The organism is Streptomyces sp. NPDC000151, from assembly GCF_040301705.1.
Taxonomy (GTDB): domain Bacteria; phylum Actinomycetota; class Actinomycetes; order Streptomycetales; family Streptomycetaceae; genus Streptomyces.
Map to the genome: position 1 here is coordinate 13,853 of NZ_JBEPFC010000077.1, position 18,354 is coordinate 32,206.

The 18,354-nt window shown below is 72.7% G+C and carries 15 protein-coding genes and 1 pseudogene; 9 read left to right on the forward strand and 7 right to left on the reverse strand.

Annotated elements, in window-relative coordinates:
* Positions 1-156 precede the first annotated feature (156 nt).
* The 3 genes from ABT381_RS21425 to ABT381_RS21435 are packed head-to-tail and all read right to left on the reverse strand — an operon-like array spanning position 157 to position 2,874.
* The gene (locus ABT381_RS21425; RefSeq protein ID WP_351596572.1) at positions 157-819 is read right to left on the reverse strand and encodes an acetoacetate decarboxylase family protein; all 663 of its coding nucleotides are present in this window, start codon (positions 817-819) and stop codon (positions 157-159) included.
* Positions 820-845: 26 nt separating this feature from the next.
* A complete protein-coding gene (locus tag ABT381_RS21430; RefSeq protein ID WP_351596575.1) occupies positions 846-2,315 on the reverse strand; it encodes a prenyltransferase/squalene oxidase repeat-containing protein in 1,470 nt (489 codons plus the stop codon).
* Between the two features lies 1 nt (position 2,316).
* Positions 2,317-2,874: an EF-hand domain-containing protein gene (locus tag ABT381_RS21435; RefSeq protein ID WP_351596578.1), complete on the reverse strand. Its 558-nt coding sequence runs from the start codon at positions 2,872-2,874 to the stop codon at positions 2,317-2,319.
* A 268-nt stretch (positions 2,875-3,142) separates the two neighbouring features.
* Here ABT381_RS21435 and ABT381_RS21440 point away from each other — a divergent pair, with 268 nt between their 5' ends.
* The 6 genes from ABT381_RS21440 (at position 3,143) to ABT381_RS21465 (ending at position 11,289) form a co-directional block, all read left to right on the forward strand.
* Positions 3,143-5,254, forward strand: coding sequence for an NAD-binding protein (locus ABT381_RS21440; protein ID WP_467754693.1), 2,112 nt, complete (start codon positions 3,143-3,145; stop codon positions 5,252-5,254).
* A gap of 88 nt (positions 5,255-5,342) precedes the next feature.
* On the forward strand, positions 5,343-6,449 hold the full coding sequence (locus ABT381_RS21445) for a PucR family transcriptional regulator (RefSeq protein WP_351596580.1): 1,107 nt from the start codon (positions 5,343-5,345) through the stop codon (positions 6,447-6,449).
* Between the two features lie 460 nt (positions 6,450-6,909).
* On the forward strand, positions 6,910-8,961 hold the full coding sequence (locus ABT381_RS21450) for an APC family permease (protein WP_351596582.1): 2,052 nt from the start codon (positions 6,910-6,912) through the stop codon (positions 8,959-8,961).
* A 130-nt stretch (positions 8,962-9,091) separates the two neighbouring features.
* The gene (locus ABT381_RS21455; RefSeq protein ID WP_351596584.1) at positions 9,092-10,444 is read left to right on the forward strand and encodes a class I SAM-dependent RNA methyltransferase; all 1,353 of its coding nucleotides are present in this window, start codon (positions 9,092-9,094) and stop codon (positions 10,442-10,444) included.
* Positions 10,445-10,795: 351 nt separating this feature from the next.
* Positions 10,796-11,017 (forward strand): hypothetical protein, encoded by a 222-nt coding sequence (locus ABT381_RS21460; protein ID WP_351596587.1) that lies wholly within the window; start codon positions 10,796-10,798, stop codon positions 11,015-11,017.
* 47 nt (positions 11,018-11,064) lie between these two features.
* Positions 11,065-11,289 carry a hypothetical protein gene (locus tag ABT381_RS21465; protein WP_351596590.1) on the forward strand — a complete coding sequence of 75 codons (225 nt, stop codon included), beginning with the start codon at positions 11,065-11,067 and terminating at the stop codon, positions 11,287-11,289.
* A 211-nt stretch (positions 11,290-11,500) separates the two neighbouring features.
* On the opposite strand, the gene ABT381_RS21470 is transcribed toward ABT381_RS21465, so the two are convergent.
* Both ABT381_RS21470 and ABT381_RS21475 read right to left on the reverse strand, forming a co-directional pair.
* On the reverse strand, positions 11,501-12,979 hold the full coding sequence (locus ABT381_RS21470; protein WP_351596611.1) for a UDP-N-acetylmuramoyl-L-alanyl-D-glutamate--2,6-diaminopimelate ligase: 1,479 nt from the start codon (positions 12,977-12,979) through the stop codon (positions 11,501-11,503).
* Positions 12,980-13,515: 536 nt separating this feature from the next.
* Positions 13,516-14,556, reverse strand: a complete 1,041-nt coding sequence (locus ABT381_RS21475; RefSeq protein ID WP_467754707.1) for a fatty acid desaturase family protein — start codon at positions 14,554-14,556, stop codon at positions 13,516-13,518.
* Positions 14,557-15,012: 456 nt separating this feature from the next.
* Here ABT381_RS21475 and ABT381_RS21480 point away from each other — a divergent pair, with 456 nt between their 5' ends.
* Both ABT381_RS21480 and ABT381_RS21485 read left to right on the forward strand, forming a co-directional pair.
* Positions 15,013-15,285 carry a hypothetical protein gene (locus tag ABT381_RS21480; protein WP_351596596.1) on the forward strand — a complete coding sequence of 91 codons (273 nt, stop codon included), beginning with the start codon at positions 15,013-15,015 and terminating at the stop codon, positions 15,283-15,285.
* Between the two features lie 240 nt (positions 15,286-15,525).
* Positions 15,526-16,629, forward strand: coding sequence for an FAD-dependent oxidoreductase (locus ABT381_RS21485; RefSeq protein ID WP_351596599.1), 1,104 nt, complete (start codon positions 15,526-15,528; stop codon positions 16,627-16,629).
* A 1-nt stretch (position 16,630) separates the two neighbouring features.
* Here ABT381_RS21485 and ABT381_RS21490 read toward each other — a convergent pair whose 3' ends face one another.
* Positions 16,631-16,969, reverse strand: coding sequence for a helix-turn-helix domain-containing protein (locus ABT381_RS21490; RefSeq protein ID WP_351596602.1), 339 nt, complete (start codon positions 16,967-16,969; stop codon positions 16,631-16,633).
* A gap of 641 nt (positions 16,970-17,610) precedes the next feature.
* Here ABT381_RS21490 and ABT381_RS21495 point away from each other — a divergent pair.
* The gene (locus ABT381_RS21495) at positions 17,611-17,985 is read left to right on the forward strand and encodes a hypothetical protein (RefSeq protein ID WP_351596605.1); all 375 of its coding nucleotides are present in this window, start codon (positions 17,611-17,613) and stop codon (positions 17,983-17,985) included.
* A 144-nt stretch (positions 17,986-18,129) separates the two neighbouring features.
* Here the strand turns inward: ABT381_RS21495 and ABT381_RS21500 are convergent.
* Positions 18,130-18,354: pseudogene (locus ABT381_RS21500) on the reverse strand (DEAD/DEAH box helicase); the annotation flags it as partial.

The window sequence follows — 18,354 nt, forward strand, 5'->3', positions numbered from 1 at the left end:
CCCTGCTCACAACTTTCTTTCCGGCGTACCGGCCCGCCCGGGGCGCCCTGGCCCCGGTACCGCCCGGTCACGAGCTTATGCGGCAACGGGGGAGTTGCCCCCGCTGATGTGCGACACCACCGTAACCGGCTCGCCGGAGGGAGGGAGTGCTGCCCTTCAGGCGCCGGTTCGGCCGGGGGCGGGGGAGCCGGCCGGTCCCAGGCGGGTCCCCGCCGGGAAGACGAAGCGCGCGGAGGAGACGGAGAACGTACAGCGGGGTGCCGGGGACGCGAGGTCCGGCAGGGGCGGGTGCCAGTCCAGGACGCCGAGCCGGCCCCGGCCGAGGCGCCCCGAGACCTGCCCGCACAGGAACGTCCGCTCGCCGCCGATCCGGCCGAACCCGCTGCTGGGGGCGCGGAGGACCGGGACGCGCGCCCTGCCGTGCGGGCCCAGGCGCAGGGCCGCGACCGGCCCGTCGTCGTCGCGGATGCGGACGCTCTCCGCGTCCCACGAGAAGCGCGCGAGCTCCTTGGGGATGCCCCACAGCCTCCGCCCGCCGCGCAGCGACGCCTCCGAGTCCACCCAGATCCGATGGCAGAACATGCCCACGCGGCGGCCCCGGCGGGCCGGGGAGCCGACCGCGAATTCGTCGTACCGCAGCGAGCCCTCCGTGAAGCGCGCGAGCACCACGAGGAGCGTGCGGCGGCCGCCGACGGGAGTGAGGTCGGCGGGCAGCTCCGGCGCCTCGCGCGCGGTGAGCACGGACATCCACAGCACGCCGCGCGCCTTCCAGGGCGGCGCGGGGTAGTCCGTGGCGGGCGGTCCGGTGGGGTCGGTCACTGCGGTACTCCTTCCAGCGGGGCCGGTCACCACTCTCCTCGCCGTGGGCCGCGCAGCGCGCGCCGGACCGCCGTGAGTCCCAGGGTGGTGAAGGCCAGGGTCTGCGTGGGGCAGTGGCTCAGCAGCGGGCGGGGGCCGTACATCTCCGGCCGCCCCGGCCAGCTGCCGTCCGCCCGCTGCGCCGCGGCCAGGCGGTCCAGCTCGGCGCGGACCGCGCGGTGTCCGGCCGGCAGCGCGGGCGCGATCTCGCACACCGCGTAGGGGGCGCCGCGGTACCAGCTCGCGGCCCAGCCGTCGCCGGCGGACCAGGCGCGCCCTGCGTACGCGCCGAGCCAGCGGCGGGCCGCGCCGGTGGGGACGCGGTGCCGGCCGCGGTAGCGGTCCAGGGCGGTGACGGCATGGGCGACCACGTCGGGGGCCGGCGGATCGCCCGCCGCCTGCCAGGTGGACCACAGGCCCGCCCCGCTCTGCTGCTCGGCGAGGTGGCCGAGCGCGCGGCGCGCCGCGTCCGCCGCCTCCGGGAGGCCGGCGAGGGCGATGAGCACCGCCGCGGTGGTGTCGTTGTCGGACTCCAGCCCCTGCCGGCACGGCCAGCCCCCGTCGGGCCGCTGGGCCGCGCGCAGGAACTCCAGCGCGCGGGGGAGTCCCTGCACGTCGAAGTCGGGCTCGCCCCGGAACGCCCGTACCGTCAGCTGGGTGTCCCACACGTCGGTGGTCAGGAAACGCCAGGTACCGTCCGGGTGCTGCGCCGTGAGCAGGTGGCCGCGGGCCCGGTACCGCGCGGTGCCGGTCGGGACGACCGCGTTCAGGGCGAGCAGCGCGAGGGATGTGCTCAGGACGTTCCCGTAGAAGGAGCCGTCCGGCGACTGGAGGTCCGCGAGGCGCCGCGCGGCCGCTTCCGCGTCCTGTGCGTCACCGAAGTACCGCTCGACGAGCGCGTGCTCGGCCAGCAGGTCCACCAGCGCCCACGACTTCAGCCGGGAGCGGCCCGCCCCGTCCACCGCCGTGCGCAGGCCGGCGCGGAGCGCCCGCAGGCCGGCCGCCGTGACCGGCTCGCGCCCGGCCGCCTCCGGCGCCACCCGCTGCGCGCACGCCCGCAGCACGGCCAGCAGCCGGAGCCGGGGCGCGAAGACCGGGCCGCTGAACGCCTCGGCGGCGGGGTGGTGTCCGTCGGCCCTGTCGCAGGCCAGACCGGCCAGCAGCGTCTCCGCGTACCGGGCGAGCGAATGGTGCGTCTGGGGGCGCGCGGTGCGCAGCCACTGGCGCGCCCGGCGGACCGCGCGCCGGGCCGCCGGGGTGGCCTCCCGGGACAGGGCCAGGCAGGCCAGGGCGGTCTCCGTGACGCGCGGGTCGGGCGGCGTCCGCCAGCCGCCGTCCTCCTGCTGGTGGCGCAGGCAGTGGTCGAGCGCGCGGGCGAGCATGTCGTCCGCCTGCCGGACGGGATCGTGCAGCGGATCCCGGTACGCCGTGCCGGATTCCCCGCCGCGCCCGGGCATGTCAGCCGGCGGGCGGCCGCAGCGGCCCCAGCAATTGGTTCCCCGGCGCGTCCGCGTCGTCGCTCACAAAGAATTCCTGGAGCGCGTCCCGCCATTCCTGGTGGCTGATGGCGCCGTCGCCGTCCCTGTCGAGCCGGCGGAACGCCTCCTCGCAGTGCTCGGCGTCCACGCCGACGTGGGTGTAAATACGCCGGTACTCCGCCAGGCTCAGCGTCCCGCTCCTGTCCGTGTCCAGCGCGCGCATCAAGGCGTCGGGGACGGCCAGTACTGCGTCGTCGAGATTCGCGGGCGACGAGACGAGGGACCCCATACGGGCGACGAATTCCTGCCGGTCGATCCGGGTGTCCTGGCTGGATCCCCCGGAGGGCACCAGGAGCTTCCACCACTTCTCGAAGGCCGCACGGACCGCCGCCGCGTTCGCGTTGTCGCCCCGCGGGGGCAGCCCCGCTATTCCCTCCGCGAAACGGAAGAACCGCTCCCGCGTGAGATATCCCTGGCCTTCCCGGTCGAACATCTCGAAGAGCGCATCGAATTTCTGGTCCTTGAGCGTGCCGGGCATGGCTCGCCGCCCTTTCGTCCACTGCCGCCGATGTGCCGCTAGGGCATCGCATGCAGCATCCGCGCCCGGTGCCGGGCCTTTCAAGCGGGCATTCGGACAGCTTGCATTGTCCGAGTGCGGGGGAATTCAGTGCGAGACCGGCAAGAAATCGTGTCAGCCCGCACGAGAACCGCGTACGGGAAATCCGGCAGTGGCTGCGGAGGTTCCCGGGACCGCTGCCGGGGCCCGGAGGCCGGGCCGTGCCGTGCCTTCGTGATCTTCGGGAGGCATGCTGGGCGACGTGTCCTCACTGTCACCCGTGCCTCAGCAGTCCCCACCGGCCCCGAGCACCCCGCACATGGTGGTGTGCGGCGACGACTCCCTGGCCCACCGGCTCGCCGTCGAGCTGCGGGAGGTCTACCGCGAGCGGGTCACCCTCGTCGTGCCCTCCGTACGCGACCCGCGCGGGCCCCGCGTCCCGCAGCCCGCCCGCGGCGGCCTGGGCCGGGCCGGCGCGTTCCTCGGCCGGATGACGGCGGCGGTCGGCCGCACGAACGCCCCGGACGACGCGAGACCCGCCGACGGCTTGGCCGCGCCGGACGCCGCGGAGGAGGCCGGGCCGGTACGCGTACTGGAAGCGCCCGAGCCCGACGACGAGACGCTCACCGAAGCGGGCGTCGAGGAGGCCGGCGCGCTGGCCCTGGTCTACGACGACGACGAGACCAACATCCACGCCGCGCTGCGCGCCCGCCGCATGAACCCCCGGCTCCGGCTGGTCATCCGCCTCTACAACCGCCGGCTCGGCCAGCACCTGGAGGAACTGCTGGACCAGGCCGCCGCCGTCGTCTGGTCCGACACCTCCGACATCGACGCCTCCACCACCGTCCTCTCCGACGCCGACACGGTCGCGCCCGCGCTCACCGCCACGGCCGTGGCCGGCACCAGCAAGGTCATCGAGGTCGACGGGCTGCTGCTGCGGGCCGTTGAGCACACCCCGGGCGCGCCCGCATCGCCGCGCGCCGCCGGCCGCGGCCTCGCCACCCTCGCCCTGCTCTCCCCCTCGGCCTCGGACGAGACGGCGCACGAAGGCGGCCCGGCGCCGGTCCCGCCCCCGGGCCGTTCCCGGCACGGCGGCCGCACCGGCCACCGGCACGCGGCCGACGACGACGGGCCGACACTGCTGCCCGACGACGCCACCGCGGCGGCCGCGGCGGGCCGCGCCACCGTCGAGCTGGAGACCGTCTCCTACCGCGGGCGCCGGCCGCCGGCCCGCCGCCTCGTGGGGCGCGGCGCGCCGCTCGGCTCGCTCTTCTCACGGCGGCTGCGCTGGTCGATAGCCGGCCTCGTCGGCACCGTACTGACCCTGGCCGTCGTCTCGACGCTGGCCACCGGCGAGGACCCGCTGCACGCGGCGTACCTCTCCCTCCTGGACCTCTTCGCGATCAACGAACCCGCGATCCACGAGGGCCCGGCCCGCAAGGTGCTGCAGCTGCTGTCCGGCCTCACCGGCCTCCTCCTGCTGCCCGTCCTGGTCGCCGCCGCCTTCGAAGCGCTCGGCACCTTCCGCAGCGCCGCCTCGCTGCGCCGCCCGCCGCGCGGCATCTCCGGCCACGTCGTCCTCCTCGGCCTCGGCAAGGTCGGCACCCGCGTCCTGGCCCGGCTGCGCGAGCTGGGCGTCCCGGTCGTCTGCGTCGAGGAGGACCCCGACGCGCGCGGCATCCCGCTGGCCCGCCGGCTGCGGGTGCCGACCGTGCTGGGCGACGCCACCGAGGACGGCGTGCTGGAGGCCGCCGGGATCGCCCGCGCCCGTACCCTCCTCGCGCTGACCAGCGAAGACGGCACGAACCTGGAGGCGTCGCTGTACGCCAGGTCGGTCAAACCGCAGCTGCGGGTGACGCTGCGGCTCTTCGACGACCGGTTCGCCACCGCCGTCTACCGCACCCTGCGCGCCGCCCACCCCACCGCCGTCACCCGCAGCCGCAGCGTCTCCTTCATGGCAGCGCCCGCCTTCGCCGGCGCCATGATGGGCCGCCAGATCCTCGGCGCCGTCCCCGTCGAGCGCCGGCTGCTGCTCGTCGCCCATGTCGACGTGCGCGGCCAGACCGAGCTGGTGGGCCGCCGGGCCGACGAGGTGTTCCGGGCCGGGCGGCTGCGGGTGGTGGCCGTCAACATCGGCGCGTCCCAGGACCCCGCCGAGGACCCGGAGACCATGCCGGCCCACGGCGGGCAGCGCTGGGAGCCGGCCCGGCTGGTCCGCGACCTGCCGCCCGGGTACGTCCTGCGGCCCCAGGACCGCGTGGTCATCGCAGCCACCCGCGAGGGGCTGGGCGAGCTGCTCGGCCGCCGCCCGCGCCCCGCCGGGAACCCGCGGAGCGGATCTGCCGGGATCCGGCAGGATTGATAGCGTCCCGGTGTCCGGGAGTCGGCAACGAAGCCCCCGGAACCGGCCCGACGGGCGCCGGGACGAGCAGGAGCAGGGAGCACAACAGGTGGAGCGCGGCACAGCGGAACCGCACAGCCTCGGCGAGTACGCCGGCCTCCTCGGGGAGGTGTCACGGACCGGGCGGCTGCTCCGCCGCGAGGAACTGGACGTGCTGCGCGAGCTGGGGGAGCGGGCCGCCGAGGAGGGCCTGAGCCTGCGCGAGCTGGTCGGCCGCTACCTGGGGGAGACCCGTCGGCTGTGGAGCTCGCTGCCCGGTGTGGCGCGGGCCGCGGGCGCCACCGAGGGCGCCCGTACCGGCGACGCGCTGCTCGCGGCCGTCGAGGCGGCAGTCGCCGCACTCGGCGAGGGCCACGAGCGCGCGCAGCGGCTCGCGGTCCGGCAGGAGGAGGCGGCCCGCCGCGAATTCGTCGACGACCTTCTTTACGGGCGCAGCGACCTGGGCCGGCTCGCCGAGCGCGCCGAGCGCTTCGGGCTGCGGCTGGCCGGGGAGCACGCGGTGGCCGTCGCGGAGGGCCCGGAGCGCTTCGACGACCTGCACCCGGTGGCCCGGCGCGTGGAGCGCGAGCTGCTGACCCGCTTCGGCGACCGCGACGTGCTGATCGCCACCAAGGCCGGGCGGCTGGTGTGCGTGGCGGCGGGCGGCCGGGACGGCGCCCTGGACGCCTTCGCGAAGTACGCCCGCTCCCCGGGCTCCGGCGGGCGCGGCGCGCACCGGGTCGCGCTCGGCCGGCCGCACGCCGGCGCCGGTGGCGTGGTCACCTCGTACGAAGAGGCGCTGGGCGCGCTGGAGCTGGCGACCCAGCTGGAGCTGACCGAGCCCGTGCTGCACGCGGCCGACCTGCTGGTCTTCCCCGTCCTGCTGCGCGACCGGGCCGCCATGGCCGACCTCGTACGCAGCGTGCTGGGGCCGCTGACCGAGGGGCGGGGCGGGGCGCGGCCGCTGCTGGAGACGATCTGGGCCTGCGCGGCGACGGCGTACGTCAACGCCGAGGCGGCCCGCCGGCTCCAGGTCAGCGTGCGCACCCTCTCCTACCGGCTGGCCCGCATCAAGGAGCTGACCGGCTACGACCCGGCCGACGGGCTGCAGCGCTACACCCTGGAGACGGCGGCGATGGGCGCGCGCGTGCTGGGCTGGCCGGACCGGCCGCTGTAGTTCCCCCGGACGTCCGGTCCGCACCGGCCTTCTGCGGGCCGTCCGGCGGGGCAAGTGCCGGTCGGTGAGCCATCAAAATCGCGTAAAGATTGCCGGGAACCGGCAATGTGCCGAGGCCGTGGCGAATGCCACCATCGGGGCGCACCGGCGGGTGCACGGCGGGCGGCGCAGCATCAGGGGTCTGCTCGCCCGCCGGGCCGCCCGCAGCGGATCGGTTGTCCCCACCCTCGACGGGGGTGAGGGTGTGGACACCCCGCTCCGGGCAGGCAGTTCCGCCGTTCGGGCGAGGCGGAGCGGGTCCGCGTCCCGCCGCCCGATACCGCGGAACGACGGATTCCGTACCCCCGGCGGCACCCCCGGACGGCCGTGCGGACCAGTCGGGCGGCATCCCCCGGCAGGTGCCTTGCCCCTATGGGTGGCGGGTGGGCGACGGCCTTGACGAAGGCTTAGCATCCTCTGCGTGTCCAAACTGACCGACGTGCCCAAACGCATCTTGATCGGGCGCGCACTGCGCAGCGACAAGCTGGGAGAGACCCTTCTCCCGAAGCGCATCGCACTCCCCGTCTTCGCCTCCGACCCGCTCTCCTCCGTGGCGTACGCGCCGGGGGAGGTGCTGCTCGTCCTGTCCGTGGCAGGCGTGTCGGCGTACCACTTCAGCCCCTGGATCGCGGTCGCGGTCGTCGTGCTGATGTTCACGGTCGTGGCGTCGTACCGGCAGAACGTGCACGCCTACCCGAGCGGCGGCGGCGACTACGAGGTCGCCAACACCAACCTCGGCCCCAAGGCCGGCCTGACCGTGGCCAGTGCGCTGTTGGTCGACTACGTCCTCACCGTCGCCGTGTCCATCTCCTCCGGAGTGGAGAACCTCGGCTCGGCGATCCCCTTCGTGGTCGAGCACAAGACGTTCTGCGCCATCGCGATGATCGCGCTGCTCACCGTGATGAACCTGCGCGGCGTCAAGGAGTCGGGCAAGCTCTTCGCCATTCCGACGTACATCTTCGTCGCCGGCGTCTTCCTCATGATCCTCTGGGGCGCCTTCCGCGGCCTGGTCATGGGCGACACCATGAAGGCCCCCACCGCCGACTACACCATCCACGCCGAGCAGGGCGGCCTGGCCGGCTTCGCGCTGGTCTTCCTCCTGCTGCGCGCGTTCTCCTCCGGCTGTGCGGCGCTCACCGGCGTCGAGGCGATCTCCAACGGCGTGCCCGCCTTCCGCAAGCCCAAGTCCAAGAACGCCGCCACGACCCTGGCGCTGATGGGCGGCCTGGCCGTCACCATGTTCTGCGGCATCATCGTGCTGGCCATGACGACCGGCGTGAAGATGGCCGAGAAGCCGGCCACCGACCTGCTGCACAACGGCCACCCGGTCGGCGCCGGCTACACCCAGAACCCGGTCATCTCGCAGGTCGCGGCCGCGGTCTTCGGCGACGGCACGGCGCCCTTCGTCATCCTGGCCGCCGCCACCGCGCTGGTCCTCTTCCTCGCCGCGAACACCGCGTACAACGGCTTCCCGCTGCTCGGCTCGATCCTCGCGCAGGACCGCTACCTGCCGCGCCAGCTGCACACCCGCGGTGACCGCCTCGCGTTCTCCAACGGCATCGTGCTGCTCGCCGGCGCCGCCGTGATACTCGTCTACATCTACGGCGCCGACTCCACCCGGCTGATCCAGCTGTACATCGTCGGCGTCTTCGTCTCCTTCACGCTCAGCCAGATCGGCATGGTCCGGCACTGGAACCGCCACCTGGCCGGCGAGAACGACCAGGCCAAGCGCCGCCGGATGCACCGCTCCCGCGCGATCAACGCCTTCGGCGCCACCTTCACCGGGCTCGTGCTGGTCGTCGTCCTGCTGACGAAGTTCAGCCACGGCGCCTGGGTCGCGCTGCTCGGCATGGTCATCTTCTACGTCACGATGACCGCGATCCGTAAGCACTACGACCGGGTCGCCGACGAGATCGCCGCCGCGGACTCGCCCGACGACGAGGTCGCCCGCCCCTCCCGCGTGCACTCCATCGTCCTGGTCTCCAAGGTCCACAAGCCGACCCTGCGGGCCCTGAACTACGCCAAGCTGATGCGCTCCGACTCCCTCGAAGCGGTCAGCGTGGACGTCGACCAGGCCGAGACCAAGGCGCTGCGCGAGGAGTGGGAGCGCCGCGGCATCGAGGTCCCCCTGAAGGTCCTCGCCTCGCCGTACCGCGAGATCACCCGCCCCTTCATCGAGTACGTGAAGTCGCTCCGCAAGGAGAGCCCGCGCGACGCGGTCTCCGTCTTCATCCCGGAGTACGTCGTCGGCCACTGGTACGAGCACCTGCTCCACAACCAGTCCGCGCTGCGCCTGAAGGGCCGGCTCCTCTTCACCCCGGGCGTCATGGTCACCTCCGTCCCCTGGCAGCTGGACTCCTCCGAGGCCGCCAAGGTCCGCGCCCGCAAGCGCGCCGAGTGGAACGCGCCGGGCTCGGTCCGCCGCGGCCCGGTCGCCGCGCCGAAGAAGGAGAAGGCGGCCACGAAGCGGTAATTCCCGGGGGACAACCCCCGGACCCCCGGCCGGGGCTCGCCCCGGTGGTCGGTGGGGTGGTGCGGTGGGACGTAGACTTGAAGGCTGTTGTCCCGCCGCACCACCCCACGTTTTTTGGAGCTCACTCGCCATGCCGGAAGAAGCGAAGAACCCCAAGGCCGGCACCGAGCGGAAGTCCCTGGTCGGTGCGGAGTACGAGGTCGAGGTCGGCCCCGTCGCCCACGGCGGCCACTGCGTCGCCCGTACGGACGAGGGCCAGGTCCTCTTCGTACGCCACGCCCTCCCCGGCGAGCGAGTGATCGCCAAGGTCACCGATGGCGAGGAGGGCGCCCGCTTCCTCCGTGCCGACGCCGTCGAGGTCCTTTCGGCTTCCAAGGACCGGGTCGAGGCCCCCTGCCCCTTCTCCGGCCCCGGCCGCTGCGGCGGCTGCGACTGGCAGCACGCGAAGCCCGGCGCCCAGCGCCGGCTCAAGGGCGAGGTCATCGCCGAGCAGCTGCAGCACCTCGCGGGCCTGACCCCCGAGGAGGCGGGCTGGGACGGCACGGTCGTGCCGGCACCCGGTGACAAGGTCCCCGCCGGCGAGGTACCGGCCTGGCGGACCCGCGTCCAGTACGCCATCGACGCCGAGGGCCACGTAGGCCTCCGCAAGCACCGCTCGCACGACGTCCAGCCCATCGACCACTGCATGATCGCCGCCCCCGGAGTCTCCGAGCTGGGCATCGAGAAGCGCGAGTGGCCCCAGATCGCCACCGTCGAGGCCATCGCCGCCTCCGGCTCGCACGACCGCCAGGTCATCCTCACCCCGAAGCCCGGCGGCCGCCTGCCCATCGTGGAGCTCGACAAGCCGGTCTCGGTGATGCGCGTGGGGGAGAAGGACAAGGGCGTGCACCGTGTCCACGGCCGCCCCTTCGTCCGCGAACGCGCCGCCGAGCGCACCTGGCGCGTCGGCAACGGCGGCTTCTGGCAGGTCCACCCGCAGGCCGCCGACCTCCTCGTCGAGGCCGTCATGCGCGGCCTGATGCCCAAGAAGGGCGACATGGCCCTCGACCTGTACTGCGGCGTCGGCCTCTTCGCGGGCGCGCTGGCCGACCGGGTCGGCGAGAAGGGCGCCGTCCTCGGCATCGAGTCCGGCAAGCGCGCGGTGGAGGACGCCCGGCACAACCTCGCCGACGTCGACCGCGTCCGCATCGAGCACGGCAAGGTCGACCAGATCCTGCCCCGCACGGGCATCAGCGACGTCGACCTCGTCGTCCTCGACCCGCCCCGCGCCGGCGCCGGCAAGCAGACGGTCCAGCACCTGGCCTCCCTCACCCCCCGCCGCATCGCCTACGTGGCCTGCGACCCGGCCGCCCTCGCCCGCGACCTCGCCTACTTCGCCGCCGCCGGCTACGTCCCCCGCCGCCTCCAGGCCTTCGACCTGTTCCCGATGACGCACCACGTGGAGTGCGTGGCGATCCTCGTACCGGCGGAGAAGGCGCGCTGACCCGCGCCGCGTGACCTGGGCCCCGGCTCAGCGAACTCCAGTTCCCGTCCGGCCGCCCCCCTCGCGACCTCGCGGCTTCAGCTGCCGCACTTGGTCACGATCCGGTGCCATCTTCTCGACGCCGGCCGGACCGGCCCGGCCACGTCCCGTACTCCCACGGCGGTACGCGGCGGCCGTCGATTTCCTGGAACCCTCCGGTCGGCGGCGCGAGCCGAGCCGAGCCGAGGACACCGGAATAGATCATTCCGGCACGGTGCCGCCCCCGGCCGCGCCCTCGCTGTGGCCCGCGGCGCTCGGTGCGTTCCGCTCGCAGCGCGATGGACCCGGCGAGTCAGGCGCATACTGGTGGCAATGACAAAGCCATCCGCACAGAAGCGGCATTTGCCTACCAGTCCCTTCAAGGCCCCGGCTACGCTGCCTCTCAAGCAGTTCGCCGTGGGCGACCGGGTCACACATGACGTGTACGGCCTCGGCCACGTGATCGGCATCGAGGACGGAATCGCGGTGCTAGTGGACTTCACTTCGGCGCAGCAACGGATCATGAGTCCGTACGCCAAAATGAGCAAGCTGTAAAGCCGCTATGCCCGGTCACAGCACGTTGGACCCCTTATGTCCTTGCCATGAATGGGAGACCTCTCATCGACCTGACCTCGCTGTTCTCCGCTCCGGAAGTGGCGCCCCGGCGTGCCGCTCCGGCCTCGCTGCCTCCGACGACGGCCCCCTTCCAGGCTCCGGACTTCGAGGAGGACGAGAGTCTCCTGTTCGAGGACGAGCACGCATCCTTCTCGGACATGGAAGCGGCTCAACGCAAGCCGGTCCCGCAGGCCTCCGCGCAGACTCGATGAGCTGCGCTGATGTGCCCCTGGACCCCACATCCGTGAGCTGAATCGGTCCGGGCGCGGCCGGCGGTACACGCGGCCGGGCGGCGCGGCCGACGACGTCACCCGGCGGCTCGGCGGGGCACCGGTCCCCGCCCGGCCGGCGGGACGGCGTAAGGCCGCCCACGGCCGGGGATCCGGGCTCTGCGGCCCGGCTCGTCCGGGCTCCGGCCCCGGCTCAGGCGAGTTCGCGCACGGTGGCCATATCGCTGAAGGGCAGCAGGCGTTCACCGACTATCTGGTGCGGCTCACTGCCCTTCCCGGCGATCAGCACGATGTCGCCCGGGTCCGCCGCGGACAGCGCGAAGGCGATCGCCTGACGGCGGTCGGCGAGGCGCTCGAAAGGGGTGCCGGTGGCCGTGAGGCCGGGTGCGATCTGGTCCAGGATCGCCTCGGGATCTTCCGTGCGCGGGTTGTCCGAGGTGAGGACGCACAGATCGGAATGGGTGCCCGCGATCTGCCCCATCTCGGCCCGCTTGGTGGTGTCCCGGTCGCCGCCGCAGCCGAAGACGGTGAGGACCCGCCCGCGGGCGAAGCCGCGGATGGTGGTCAGGACCTTGTGCAGGGAATCCGGTGAGTGCGCGTAGTCCACGATCACCGACGCGCCGTGCGGCGTCCTGAACCGCTCCAGGCGGCCGGGGACGGGAGGCATCCGGTCCAGTGCGGCGACGAGTCCGCCCAGGTCGTGTCCCAGGGTGTGGCAAGCCGCCACGGTGGCCAGGGCGTTGGCGACCGAGAACCGGCCCGGGACGGGTATCGCCGCCGGATACTTGCGGCCGTCGTGGTGCAGCGTGAACCGGGTGCCGGAGGCATCCACGTCGAGGTGGGTGGCCCGGTAGTCCGCCGCGGCGTCCAGGGCGTACGTGACCGCGTCGGGCATCATCGCCACGATGTCGGCCCCCACGGGGTCATCGGCATTGACCACCGCCTGCCGGCACAAGCCCTGGAACAGCCGCAGCTTCGCGTCCCGGTAGTTGGCCATCGTGCCGTGATCGTCCAGATGGTCCTGCGTCAGGTTGGTGAAGACACCGACGTCGATGAACGTCCGGTCCACCCGGTGCGTCAGCAGGCCCATCGAGGTGGCCTCCAGCACCACACTGCCCGCACCGCGGTCGCGCATACGGCTCAGCAGGTACTGCAGGTCGGGCGACTCCGGCGTGGTCAGCACCGAAGGGGGCATCGGGATCTGCTCGTTGCCGATCCGGCTGCCGGCCGTCCCGATGACGCCCACCGCCGCGCCCTCGGAGAGCCGCAGCGCCGACTCGACCATGTACGACACCGACGTCTTCCCGTTGGTGCCGGTCACGGCCACCACGTCCATCCGCCGTCCCGGCTCGCCGAAATAGCGGGAGGCGACGACCGCGGCCGCCTTCCGGGCGTCCGGCACCCGTATGACGCAGGCGCCCGGCCCCGACGCCCACACCGCATCCGGAAGGGCCGGTGACCGGGCGTCGACGAGCACCGCCGCCGCGCCCCGGGCGAGGGCCGGTGCCGCGGCTTCCGGCCCGCCCGCCCGGTGGCCGGGCACGGCGACGTACAGGGATCCGGGTGCCACCCGGTCGGCGTCGAAGGCCACCCCCGCGGTGATCCACGTCGTGGTGGCGTCGCCGCGCAGCGTGTGGTGCTCCTGCCCGGCCAGCAGTTCGCTCAGCTTCACAATGATCCCTTCGAGGATGCGCGGCCCGTCGTGCGGGCGGCGCAAGGCGACAGCGCCGGCGGTGCGCCGGGCGCTGCGGTGATGACGTGGATCACAGGGCGGTGTACGTGCCCGGCGGGAGCCGGACGCGAACGCTCGGCGCGGCAGCGGCAGAACGGGAGCTGCCGTGATCGTGGCAGGCCGGCGAGCGAGGGGAAGGGTGGGGAAGGGCCCTGGGGAGCGGGCGCGGAGCGCCGCTAGCCGTGGCCGTGCAACGCGATGAGCCGGGTCTCGGGCACCTCGGCATCAGCGACGGTCGCCCGGGTGCGGACCGAGCTACGCGCGGCCGTGGGGAGCGCAGCACGTCTGGCCTGCTGCAGGCATCCCTTCACGGCACGTGTACGACCCATGGGCCGAGTGTACGTGCGTCCGAGCCGTGCCCGACCCGCCTCCGGCCGCACACCCGCCGGACGGGCGCCGGCCGGCCCGCGGACCCGTCCATCCCGGGCGCACCGCGGGCGTGGGGCCGAGGGTGGCTTACGGCAGCGGACCGGCGATCAGTATTCCAGTTCGGGGCGCAGCGGGCCGCCGACCGCGTGGAGGTGCCGCAGGACCTGGGCGTAGGAGCTGAAGAGCCCGGTCTCGTGGTAGGCGATGCCGTGCCGGACGCAGAACGTGCGGACGAGTTCCTGGGCATGGCGCAGGGTGGGCCGAGGCATGGAGGGGAACAGGTGGTGTTCGATCTGGTAGTTCAGCCCGCCGAGCGCGAAGTCGGTGAACCGGTGGCCACGGATGTTGCGTGACGTCAGTACCTGCCGCCGCAGGAAATCGATCTTGTCGTCCTTGGCGAAGAGGGCCATGCCCTTGTGGTTCGGGGCGAACGAGCACCCCATGTACAGCCCGAACAGCCCCTGGTGCACAAGGAGGAAGCACACGGCCTGGACGGGGGACAGGACCAGGAACAGGGCGGCGAGGTAGCCACCGAGATGCGCCGTCAGCAGTACCGCCTCGGCCGGCTTGGCGGCCCGCGAGGTCGCGGTACCGGTGCGGTCGAGCAGCGCTCGTACGCCGGCGACGTGCAGGGCCAGTCCTTCCAGGAGCAGCATCGGGAAGAACAGCCACGCCTGGTGGCGGGCCAGCCAGGCGTACGGGCCGCGGCGGACGCGGGCGTGGTCCTCGGTGAAGGCGATCGCACCGTCGGCGATGTCGGGGTCGCGGTCGACATGGTTGGGGTGGGAGTGGTGCCGGTTGTGCTTGGCCAGCCACCAGCCGTAGCTGAGGCCGATCAGCAGGTCGGCGTGCACGCGCCCGAGCAGGTTGTTGACGCGCTTGGAGGCGGCGATCTGGTGGTGTCCGGCGTCGTGCCCGATGAAGGCGGTCTGGGTGAACATCACCGCGAGGAAGGCGGCGGTCAGCAGCTGCCACCACGACTGCCCGATCAGGACGAACGCGGTCCATCCGGCGGCCAGCAGGAGCAGGTTCGTCCCGACCTTGACGGAGTAGTAGCCAGGGCGCCGCTTCAGCAGCCCGCTCCGCTTCACCTCGCGGGACAGGGCGGCGTAGTCGCTGCCCCGGCCGGCGGGCGGTGGTCGGGTCATCTCGGCGTGGTCCGCGGGATCGGTGCCCCGGTCGTCGATGTCGCTGGTCACAGTGTTCCTTTCGGCGTGCATGGGCGCTGCCTCGGAAGGGAGAGCCCTCAGAGCGCGCTGATCTGGTCGGCCTGCCTGCCCTTGGGGCCCTGGCCGGCGGTGAACTCCATCCGCCGGTCGGTTCCTTGAGCTCCGGAGGGGAGTACGGTTGCGGCACCGAGCGCACCTCGTATGCCGTCATCCGTGTCGGCGTCGCCCTCGGGGAACGGCAGAGGCCGGAGCGTATCCTGTCCGGCCGGAAAAGAGCCGCACCATGCCCCTTGGTTCACCTCGTCGCGCTGTCTTCCGTATCCCGTTCCGCGCCCCGCGGTAGCGGATTTCCTTGTTCCCGGGTGTGCCGAAAGGCATTCCGGCGCCTCATGCACGCCCTGAACCGATCACACCGAGCAAGAGGATGCGGGACGCATGTACTCACAGGACTCGATCTTCGGCCGCCGCCGCGGCCGCCCCGAACCGACCGCCGAGATGCTCTCCGGACTGGCGTGCCTCATCTGCGGCACCGACTACCGGAGCGCGTCGGCCCCGGAGGCGGTGGTGGTTTCCTACCGCGATGACAGGCAGCTGCTCGCCTGCCGCGGGACGTGCGCACGCATGGCGAGCGGATCGGTCGGCGGTCTGGACGAGGCACCCCTCCCGCTGGCCGAGCGCGAACGCAGGCACCGGGCCGACCACGCCTGACCCGGAAACCCGGCAACCGCGGGCGCAGCTGTGGGGGTGGCGCCGATGTCGGGCGGTTGTCGGCGTGGTCGGTGATCTGTCGGTGATCTGCCGATGACTGCAGGGACATTGGAGCTGGTGGGCGCCGGTCATCAACGGCACCGGCCACCAGTAACGCATCGTCCCGACTTACTGGAACGGCGCTCCCGGCGTGACCTGCCGGGCGTCCGCCCAGCGGTCCCGACCAGGGAGTAAGCCCCCATGACCACTGACGTCACGATCATCGGCGCCGGGCTCGGCGGCCTGACGCTCGCCCGCGTCCTGCACGTCCACGGAATACCGGCCACGGTCTACGAGGCGGAGCCCTCCCCGGCTGCGCGTTCGCAGGGCGGGATGCTCGACATCCACGACTACAACGGACAACTCGCCCTCGAAGCAGCCGACTTGATGGACGAGTTCCGTGGCCTCATCCTGGAGGGCCGCCAGGCGATGCGGGTCCTCGACCCGGACGGGACCGTCCTGTTCGACAAGGCCGACGACGGCACGGGGGGACGCCCCGAGGTGCAGCGCGGCGAGCTGCGGCAGATCCTGCTGGACTCACTCCCGGCCGGCACCGTCCAGTGGGGGCACAAGGTCAGCAGCGCCCGTACCCTCGGCGAGGGGCGCCACGAGGTGACGTTCGCCGATGGCCGCACCGTCGTCACCGGCCTGCTGGTCGGCGCGGACGGCGCGTGGTCACGGGTCCGGCCGCTGCTCTCCACCGCCACACCCGAGTACACCGGCAAGTCGGTCGTCGAGACCTACCTGTTCGAGGCCGACACCCGGCACCCGGTCGCCGCGAAGACGGTCGGCGGCGGGTCGATGATCGTGCCCACGCCGGGCAGGGAGATCTTCGCTCACCGGGAGAGGGGCGACACCCTGCACGCCTACGTGGGGCTGTCCGAGCCGCAGGACTGGTTCGCCGCCATCGACTTCACCGACGGCGCCGCTGCCGCCGCGCGGATCGCGCGGGAGTTCGACGGCTGGGCGCCCGAGCTCACCGCGCTGATCACCGACGGCGACATCGCACCGGTCCTGCGCCCGCTCTACGAGCTGCCGGCCGGGCACCGGTGGGACCGGGTGCCGGGGGTGACCCTGCTCGGCGACGCCGCCCACCTCTCGGCCCCGAACGGCGAAGGCGCCAACCTGGCCATGCTCGACGGCGCCGAACTCGGCAAGGCCCTCGCCGCGCACCCCGACGACATCGAGGCGGCGCTCACCGCATACGAGCAGGCCATGTTCCCCCGCAGCGCCGAGGCCCACGGGACCGACTCCGACAACAACACGGCCCACGTACTGGTCGCCGCGTTCACCGAGCACGAGTAGTTCAGTTCGTGTTGTCGTTCGATGCGCTTTCGGCGCGGCGGTACTCGGCGTTGATGCGCTGGGCCTCTTCGAGCTGGTCCTCGAGGATGACGATGCGGCACGCGGCCTCGACCGGGGTGCCCCGATCCACCAGTTCACGGGCGCGGGCGGCGATCCGCAGCTGGTAGCGGGAGTACCGGCGGTGTCCGCCTTTTGAGCGCAGGGGCGTGATCAGGCGCGCCTCGCCGATGGCGCGGAGGAAACCGGGAGTGGTGCCGAGCATCTCGGCGGCCCGTCCCATCGTGTACGCAGGGTAGTCGTCGTCGTCCAGCCGACCACTGAGCGGGGTATCTGCTGTCATTTCACCTCGTTGAACCAATGCGTCGAGGGGCCCTGGTGCCGTACGGCACCAGGGCCCCGAAGGAAATTCAACACCATCTGTCGGCCTTACTGCTGCGCCGACCTTCTGTTTCCGCTACTCGGCCCTCGAGAAGGGCGGGAGCGCGGGGATCGCGGCTGCGTGACCGGGGACCACCTTCCATTCCGGGGTCTTGCGGTACCCGGGCCGAATCCTTCTCGGACCGGGCGATCCTGATGGCGTCTGCTTCCTCCGTTCTTCCTCTGAATCACTACTGCATCTTCTGCTGGTGGCCCCTCAGCCTGCGGGCCACCCAGTGCGGCTGCCAGCTCCGTCGCCATCCTGCATAACGCCCGGCTTCGGAACTCCGCGGCCACACCGTCCTGCGAACTTCAGCTACTGAACCTCATGTACTGCTACCCGCCAGTTCGTCTCTGCCGGGTCTCGCTCGACTGATGGCTACGAGAGAAACCTTAGCCATGTGATGGGGCAATGTCTACTCCGGCGAGCATAGATTTCAGCGTTCTTGTGGCGGAGGTAGTCTGCGGCCCGTGACGACGACGTATGTCCGGCTCGCGGGAGCGGCCGCCTGTGGGAGCGGGCCCGGTCGGGCGGCCGCGAGCCGCTGAATAGAATCGGCTCTCATGTCGAACCCTGACGTGCTGCTCGTCGACATCGCCACCATGGTGGAGTCCGAGCAGACCAATCAGATGCCCCTGACCGTCGTCACCAGCAGCGCGGTCATCACCGGCCGACTGGCCCCTGAAGCCCTGTGGCGGCAGCGCGTGTCGGAGGTCCTGTCGGCCTCGGAGCGCCTGGGCCCGTTCTCCGGCATCTTCACCACCGACGGGGCGCAGAACCGTCCCGACAGCGGCACGGCCCCCACGCACCTGCACTTCCATGTCGCCCGCATCCTGCAGGGCAGCATCGGGATCCCGGAGACGGGCGGGATGTACCGCGTCGCGATCCAGGACGTGAGCGCCTGGACCGTGGGCGACTTCAGCTACTCCGACCACTGAGAAGTACGCGTTACTGAGACGTACGCGTCACTGAGGTATACGAGAGGAGGGCCCTGCCGGCGTGTGCCGGCAGGGCCCTCCTCGTTGTTCCGGTGTCGTCTCTCGCCGTCTCCGCTACCCGGGAGTGGCGGCGCCGAGCAGCTCCTAGGCCGCCGTGGCGGGGGTGGACTGTCGCTGGCCGGGGGCGCGGCGGGTGCGGTCGGTGCGCCGGTTCTGGGCGTTGCGGCTGCGGCGGCCGCGGGAGGAGGAGGGGCTGCCGGTGCGGGGGCGGTCCGCGGCGGGCTTGGGGATGGTGACCGGGATGCCGGAGGGGGCCTGGGCGCCGGTGATGCGGGTCAGTTCCTGGTCGCCGGAGCGGACCTGGGTGAT

What these genes read in the sequence shown, in the direction of transcription:
- ABT381_RS21430 (WP_351596575.1), bottom strand. Translation starts at nt 2,315, where the DNA reads ATGCCCGGGCGCGGCGGGGAATCCGGCACGGCGTACCGGGATCCGCTG.
- ABT381_RS21435 (WP_351596578.1), bottom strand. Translation starts at nt 2,874, where the DNA reads ATGCCCGGCACGCTCAAGGACCAGAAATTCGATGCGCTCTTCGAGATG.
- ABT381_RS21440 (WP_467754693.1), top strand. Translation starts at nt 3,143, where the DNA reads ATGCTGGGCGACGTGTCCTCACTGTCACCCGTGCCTCAGCAGTCCCCA.
- ABT381_RS21455 (WP_351596584.1), top strand. Translation starts at nt 9,092, where the DNA reads ATGCCGGAAGAAGCGAAGAACCCCAAGGCCGGCACCGAGCGGAAGTCC.
- ABT381_RS21460 (WP_351596587.1), top strand. Translation starts at nt 10,796, where the DNA reads ATGACAAAGCCATCCGCACAGAAGCGGCATTTGCCTACCAGTCCCTTC.
- ABT381_RS21465 (WP_351596590.1), top strand. Translation starts at nt 11,065, where the DNA reads ATGAATGGGAGACCTCTCATCGACCTGACCTCGCTGTTCTCCGCTCCG.
- ABT381_RS21475 (WP_467754707.1), bottom strand. Translation starts at nt 14,556, where the DNA reads ATGACCCGACCACCGCCCGCCGGCCGGGGCAGCGACTACGCCGCCCTG.
- ABT381_RS21480 (WP_351596596.1), top strand. Translation starts at nt 15,013, where the DNA reads ATGTACTCACAGGACTCGATCTTCGGCCGCCGCCGCGGCCGCCCCGAA.
- ABT381_RS21485 (WP_351596599.1), top strand. Translation starts at nt 15,526, where the DNA reads ATGACCACTGACGTCACGATCATCGGCGCCGGGCTCGGCGGCCTGACG.
- ABT381_RS21490 (WP_351596602.1), bottom strand. Translation starts at nt 16,969, where the DNA reads ATGACAGCAGATACCCCGCTCAGTGGTCGGCTGGACGACGACGACTAC.
- ABT381_RS21495 (WP_351596605.1), top strand. Translation starts at nt 17,611, where the DNA reads ATGTCGAACCCTGACGTGCTGCTCGTCGACATCGCCACCATGGTGGAG.